Annotated in this window: 7 protein-coding genes and 1 pseudogene; 6 read left to right on the top strand and 2 right to left on the bottom strand. The window is 65.2% G+C overall.

All coding sequences use genetic code 11. The features are described from left to right. The 5 genes and pseudogenes from QZ213_RS22935 to QZ213_RS22915 all read left to right on the top strand — a co-directional run. A pseudogene (locus tag QZ213_RS22935) lies at positions 1-409 on the top strand (LTA synthase family protein); the annotation flags it as partial. Positions 410-585: 176 nt separating this feature from the next. Then, entirely contained in the window at positions 586-1,002 is a 417-nt protein-coding gene (locus tag QZ213_RS22930; protein WP_291688370.1) for a hypothetical protein, read from the top strand. Further along, the gene (locus tag QZ213_RS22925; protein WP_291688369.1) at positions 1,002-1,613 is read left to right on the top strand and encodes an OmpA family protein; all 612 of its coding nucleotides are present in this window, start codon (positions 1,002-1,004) and stop codon (positions 1,611-1,613) included. Before QZ213_RS22930 ends, QZ213_RS22925 begins: the two co-directional genes overlap by 1 nt. A 52-nt stretch (positions 1,614-1,665) precedes the next feature. Continuing rightward, positions 1,666-2,061: a rhodanese-like domain-containing protein gene (locus tag QZ213_RS22920; RefSeq protein WP_291688368.1), complete on the top strand. Its 396-nt coding sequence runs from the start codon at positions 1,666-1,668 to the stop codon at positions 2,059-2,061. A 102-nt stretch (positions 2,062-2,163) separates the two neighbouring features. Further along, positions 2,164-2,685 (top strand): DUF1993 domain-containing protein, encoded by a 522-nt coding sequence (locus QZ213_RS22915; protein WP_291688367.1) that lies wholly within the window; start codon positions 2,164-2,166, stop codon positions 2,683-2,685. Between the two features lie 285 nt (positions 2,686-2,970). Here QZ213_RS22915 and QZ213_RS22910 read toward each other — a convergent pair whose 3' ends face one another. Further along, positions 2,971-4,530 (bottom strand): ABC transporter permease/substrate-binding protein, encoded by a 1,560-nt coding sequence (locus tag QZ213_RS22910; RefSeq protein ID WP_291688366.1) that lies wholly within the window; start codon positions 4,528-4,530, stop codon positions 2,971-2,973. Then, positions 4,527-5,330, bottom strand: a complete 804-nt coding sequence (locus QZ213_RS22905; RefSeq protein ID WP_291688365.1) for an ATP-binding cassette domain-containing protein — start codon at positions 5,328-5,330, stop codon at positions 4,527-4,529. Before QZ213_RS22905 ends, QZ213_RS22910 begins: the two co-directional genes overlap by 4 nt. A 129-nt stretch (positions 5,331-5,459) precedes the next feature. Between QZ213_RS22905 and QZ213_RS22900 the strand changes: the two genes are divergently transcribed. Further along, complete coding sequence (locus QZ213_RS22900; protein WP_291688364.1) at positions 5,460-6,281, top strand: ABC transporter ATP-binding protein; 822 nt, start codon at positions 5,460-5,462, stop codon at positions 6,279-6,281.

Here is a 6,281-nt window from a genome sequence, read left to right as displayed (position 1 = left end):
GTTCATCGCCGGGCTGAAAAAGAAGTTCCCGGGGCAGCCGTTCCTGATCGTGCGCTACGGCGATCATCAGCCGGAATTCTCGCCGCACATTCTCGATCCTGGCCTCGACGAAGCCGGAATCGGCAAGAAACTCGAGGATTACGACCCGCGTTATTACGCGACCTATTACGCGATCGATGCGATCAACTTCGAGCCGGTCCAAAGCCCTGTCGTGATGGACACGATCGACGGGCCTTATTTGCCTCTGGTGATCCAGGAAGCCGCCGGCATTCCGCTCGATCCGTCGTTTCAGGAGCAGAAGAACATCATGCTTCGCTGCAAGGGCGTGTTCTATGCCTGCAAGGACGGCGCCGAAGCCCGCCGCTTCAACCGGCTCCTGATCGACGCCGGCCTGATCCACGGGTTGTAGCCGCCGAACTCATGGGGGTCCCGAGCGGCGCGGGCCGCCCCAAACGGGGAACGCCATCGCTTTGCCCTCTCTCTGGACGCTGCACTGCGGTATTGGTTGGGGACACAGTCCGCCTGCCTTTGCGCTTTTCGCTTCGGCGGCTTGACCCCGGGCGCCTAATTCATGAGAAATGAACCATGAGCCCCGTTCGCGCGCTATCTATCCTTGTTCTGATTGCAGCCTCGTCGTCCGCGTCGGCGGAGACGACGAAATTCGAAGATGCCGCTGCCATGCTGGGTAGCAGTTGCGCCAAGGACATCGTCGACAATTGCCGCGGCGTCAACCTCGATGCCGCTCGCTTGAAGGACTGCCTGTCGCGCAATCAGGACGTGTTGTCCCCCCAGTGCAAGAGCAACTACGTCCAGGCCTTCGACGCCATCCAGAAGCGCGTCGCGGCGCGCGCCGCCGTCACCAAACTATGCGAGCGCGACGCCAACAAATACTGCGGCAGCGTCAAGGCTGATCGCGCCCAGACCCTGGATTGCCTGTTGGCGGGACCGCGCGGCATGACCATCAACTGCAACAAGGCCCTCACCGAGGCGGGGTATCGCTGATGCGACTGTGCAGGAGAACCCGGCATGGCATCGGCCCGCTCGTGGCCGCGCTGATCGGCTTCGCGGCGCTGCCGGCCCTTGCGCAGGTCCCGGCGGCCGGCACGGCGGAGGAATGGGCCAACAAGTTGGGCGGCCTCGAAACCGCACCGGATCTGGACTTGGCGGCTCTGCGACAACAAGCGGCGGATCGGATCAAGGCGCGGGCAAAGCCGGACGCCGCGCCGCTCAAGCGGCCGCTGATCGCGCCGGAGTTGCTCAAGCTGCCGCAGTTCGCCGCCGAGCTTCAATTCGATGAAGACGCCGCCGTGATTCGGCCCGAGTCCTATCGGACGCTGGGGCGTATCGCCGATACGCTGTACCAGCCGTCGCTTTGGGGATACAAATTCCTGATCGTGGGCCATACGGTGTCGACGGGCCGGCGCGAGAACAATCTGACGCTCAGCCAGCGCAGGGCCGACGTGATCCGCGACATGCTGATCAACACCTTCAAGATTTCGCCGAAACGCCTGGTGACGCTCGGCTTGGGCGAAGAGCAGATGCTGGACAGCGCCCATCCGACGGCGCCGGTCAACCAGCAATTCCAGATCGTCACGGTGGGAAAAGCGCCCTAGCGCTATTGCCGTGGCATCCATAATTACGGGAAGCGATCCCAGGAGGTACCAAATGGCCACAACCCTGAAGCAGATGATGGAAGCCGCCAACGCGGCGGTGCCGAAGATCACGCCGGAGAAGGCCCGCGAGATGATCGGCAAGGGCAACACGCTGGTGGTCGACGTGCGCGACGCGCCGGAGGTCGAAAAGAGCGGCAAGATCGCGGGTGCGGTGCATGTTTCGCGCGGCATGCTGGAATTTCGCGCCGATCCCGACTCGCCCTACCACGACAAGAATTTTGCCAAGGACAAGACCGTCATCCTGTATTGCGCATCCGGCGGCCGCTCCGCGCTGGCGGCCAAGGCGCTCAAGGACCTCGGCTATGCCCAGGTCTACAATGTCGGCGCCTTCAAGGACTGGGCCGAAGCCGGCGGCGAGATCGAAAAGCCGATCGAACCGGGGATGTGAGGCCGCCGCTGCGAGGCGTCATGGGCCCTGACGGCCGAGGTTGTCATCGCGGGAAAATGCGGCAATTGTCTCACGCAGGTATCAACGGGGGAGACTGACGCCATGGCCTTTTCGCTCTACGATGCAACTGTCGCCAACTATCTGCAGATACTGGGCGCTGTCGGCGGTCTCCTCGAAAAGAGTCTGGTGCATTTCCGCGACAAGGGCGTCGACCCCGCTGAAATCGTCGAGGCGCGGCTGGCCGCTGACATGTGGCCGCTTCGCTCCCAGGTCGTCTCGCTCGCGCATCATTCGCGTGGCGCCATGGAGGCGGCGAAGAATGGCGTGTTCGTGCCGCCTTCGAGCAAGCCGGAACTCGATTATGCCGGGCTGCAAGCTCTGGTGACGGAGGCGCGCAGCGAACTGTCTGGCCTCACGCCCGAGGCCGTCGATGCGCTGGTTGGCCGCGATGTCACCTTCAAGATCGGCGACCGCGCGCTGCCGTTCACGGCGGAAGGCTTCTTGATGTCGTTCTCGCTGCCGAACTTCTTCTTCCACGCCACCACCGCCTACGACATCCTCCGTCACAATGGCGCGCCACTCGGCAAACGCGATTTCATGGGCAAGCTGAAACTCAAGGCGTAAGTCGCTCGCCCGCTGCGCTCGTCAGCCCTGCATGCCCGTCGGTTGAACCGCAATGTGTGCTGACGCAGTAGTCCGCGATGAACGAGCCGATAGGCGGCGCGGCGTCCAAACGCCGGATCGAGAACACGAACAGATACATCGCTCCTGGGGCTGGTCACAGTGCTGTCCGGTTCTACCTGGCGCAGCGGCAGCGTTAGCTCTTTGGCACGGACAACGCAGCAGTGTCGCGGAGACGGTCAACGGGAGAGGTGTCGTCAAGGTCGCGCGGATTCCGATCGAGAATCCCTACCGCTTCCCGATCTTCTCCCACAGCCAGCGCGCCACCGCCGATGGTGAGGACGCGCCGTCGCCGCCGGCGGCGCGCAGGTTCGCCTCGCGCATATCAGCGATATCGATCCTGCCGAGCAGCGGGGCCAGCGCGTCCCGCAGCGCCTGGTCGCCGGCGCGTTTCGGCGACAGCAGCACGATCGCGTCATAGGGCGGGATCGCGTGGCGGGGATCGTCCAGCACCGCCAAATCGTATTTCGCGATCAGGCCGTCGCTGGTATAGCCCGCGATCACGTCGACCTCGCCGGAGGCGACCGCGGCATACATGAAATCCGGCTGCATCTGCCGCTGCGCGCGAAACTTCAGGCCGTAGGCCCTTTGCAGCCCGGCCCATTCCGGCCGCGAGAAGAACTCATAGTCCCCCGCGATCGACAGCAAGCCCGCATGCGACGCCAGATCGGCAATCGAGCGGATGCCGAGCGCCTCGGCGCGCCGGCGCGGCATCACCAGCGCATAGGCATTTTCAAAGCCGAGTTCGCCGAGCAGGGTGACCTTCTGCTGCGCCAGAATCGCTTTCAATTCGCCGAGCAATTCCGCGCGCGGCTTGATATCGGTGTGATGAAACTGGTTGGCCCACAGCGTGCCGGAATAATCGACATAGACGTCGATATCATTGGTCACCAGCGCATCGAAGATGACGTTGGACCCGAGGCCTTCGCGGGTGGTCGCGGTCAGCCCCGCCGCCTGCAGCCGCTGCGCGAGCAGCGCCGACAGCACGTATTGCTCGGCAAAGGTTTTGGCGCCGACGATATAGCTCGACGGCGCGCGCGCCAGCGCCGGCACCAGCGTTGCCGCGACCAGCGCGGCGATGCCGGCGCCGCCGAGCGCGATGCGAACGCGGCTGCGGTTGCGAATGCCGGTCTCGATCAGGGCCAGCAATTGATCGACCGCGAGCGCCAGGATCGCGGCGGCGAGGCAGCCGAACAGCACGAACACCCAGTTCTGGGTCTGCAATCCGGCAAAGATGTAATTGCCGAGGCTGGTCTGGCCGATCGGGGTCGACAGCGTCGCGGTGCCGATCACCCACACCGCCGCGGTGCGGATGCCCGCCATGATCACCGGCAGCGCCAGCGGCAGTTCCACCGTGAACAGCGACTGGCGCGGTGTCATGCCGACGCCTTGCGCCGCCTCGAGGATGGCGGCATCGACGCCCTTAAGGCCGGTGATGGTGTTGCGCAGCACCGGCAGCATCGAATAGAGCGCTAGCGCCAGCACCGCGGGCAGGAAACCGAACGCGGAAAAGCCGAATCCGAACCAGGCCAGCGACAGTGACGCCAGCGCCAGCAGCAGCGGATAGAACAGCGCGAGCAGCGCCAGGCCCGGCACCGTCTGCACCACAGAGGCAAGCCCGAGCAGCACCCCGCGCAACACAGGTTGGTTGCGGGCGGCGATCGCCAGCGGCAGGCTGACGGCGAGTCCCAGCGCCAGCGCCGCGACGCTGACGCGGACATGGTTGCCGAGATAATCCGGCAAATGCGTCAGCGCCTCGCTCCAGCGCGGATCGGAGAACAGGCTCATGCCGCGCCATCCCGCGGCAGCAGCACCTGGAGACGCTCGGCCTGCCGCCGCGGCGTCCGCAGCAGTTCGCCGACATACGCGTCGCCGCTTTTGGAAAGCTCCGCCGGTGTGCCCTGCGCCACCAGCCGGCCGGCGCGCATCACCGCGATGCGGTCGGCGAGCAGTATAGCCTCCGTCATGTCGTGGGTGATCATGACGGTGGTCAGTCCGAGCTTGCGATGCAGATCGCGAAAATCGTCGCCGAGCGCGTCGCGGGTGAGCGGATCGAGCGCGCCGAACGGCTCGTCCATCAGCACGATCTTCGGCCGTGCCGCCAGCGCGCGGGCGACGCCGACGCGCTGGCGCTGGCCGCCCGACAGCTCGTGCGGAAAGCGCCCGCGATATTGCGCGCGATCGAGCCGCACAAGGTCGAGCAATTCGTCCACCCGCGAAGAAATTTCCGCCGCCGGCAGGCCCAACAATTTCGGCGTGATCCCGATATTGCCGGCGACGCTGATATGCGGAAACAGGCCGCCGCTCTGGAACACGTAGCCGATGCGGCGGCGCAACGCGACCGGATCGACCGCGCGCACGTCCTCGCCTTCGACCCTGATGTCGCCGGAGTCGGCGTCGATCAGCCGGTTCGCCAGCCGCAGCAGCGTCGTCTTGCCGGAACCGGAACCGCCGACGATGGCGAGGAATTCGCCTCCGGCGACGTCGAGCGAGACGTCGTCCACCGCCAAAACAGGCTTGGCGCCGCGGCCGCCGTCGAAGCTCTTGCTGACATGCGCAAATGCGATCAGGGGCGGGGCGGCGTTCATTTCTTCGGACTATCACACCGCCAGCAAGCAACCAAGCCGACGCGGCGCTTGCCTATTGCCGCGATCGGTTGAATTGTCGCGGCGGGGGCGGTAAGGCGTACGCCGCAACAATGTATATCGGGGAAATGCGTGCAGGCGGATGTCACCGCAAAGCCAACGGCGGTCGCGCTTGACGACGCGACGGTGGCGTTCCGCCTCGCCGATAACCGCGTCTACACCGCGGTCGAAAAGGCTGATTTGCGGATCGAGTATGGCGAGTTCGTCGCCATTGTCGGGCCGACCGGATGCGGGAAATCGACGCTGCTGAACGTCGCCGCTGGCCTCCTGAAACCCGCTTCGGGGGCGGTGCGAATTTTCGACCAGCCGCTGACCGGCCTCAACCGGGACGCCGGTTACTTGTTTCAGGCCGATGCGCTGTTTCCCTGGAAAACCGCGATCGACAATGTCGCCATTGGCCTCGAGATCCAGGGCGCGCCGCGCGCGATGGCGCTGGAGCGGGCGCAGGGCTGGCTGACCGCGGTCGGTCTCGGGTCGTTCGGCAACCGCTATCCGCACATGCTGTCGGGCGGTCAGCGCAAGCGCGTCGGCCTGGCGCAGGTGCTGATACGCGATCCAAAAATTCTGCTGATGGACGAGCCGTTCGGGCCCCTCGACGCGCAGACCCGCCAGATCATGGGCAATTTGCTCCTGGAATTGTGGAACGCCGACCGCAAGGCGGTGCTGTTCGTCACCCACGATCTCGAAGAAGCGATCGCGCTCGCCGACCGGGTCGTGATCATGTCGGCGGGGCCCGGTGCGCGCATCATCGGCGACTGGCGGGTGTCGCTTGCCCGCCCGCGCGATATTTCGGAGGTCCGGCTGCAGGACGAATTCCACACGCTGCACCGGGAAATCTGGAGCGTGCTGAAGGACGAGGTGATGAAGGGTTACGCGCAATCGGCGGCCGGGTGA

Source organism: Bradyrhizobium sp., assembly GCF_017881085.1.
Classification (GTDB): Bacteria; Pseudomonadota; Alphaproteobacteria; order Rhizobiales; family Xanthobacteraceae; genus Bradyrhizobium.
Note: the sequence above shows the minus strand (reverse complement) of the source record. Positions and strands in the feature narration are given on the sequence as shown.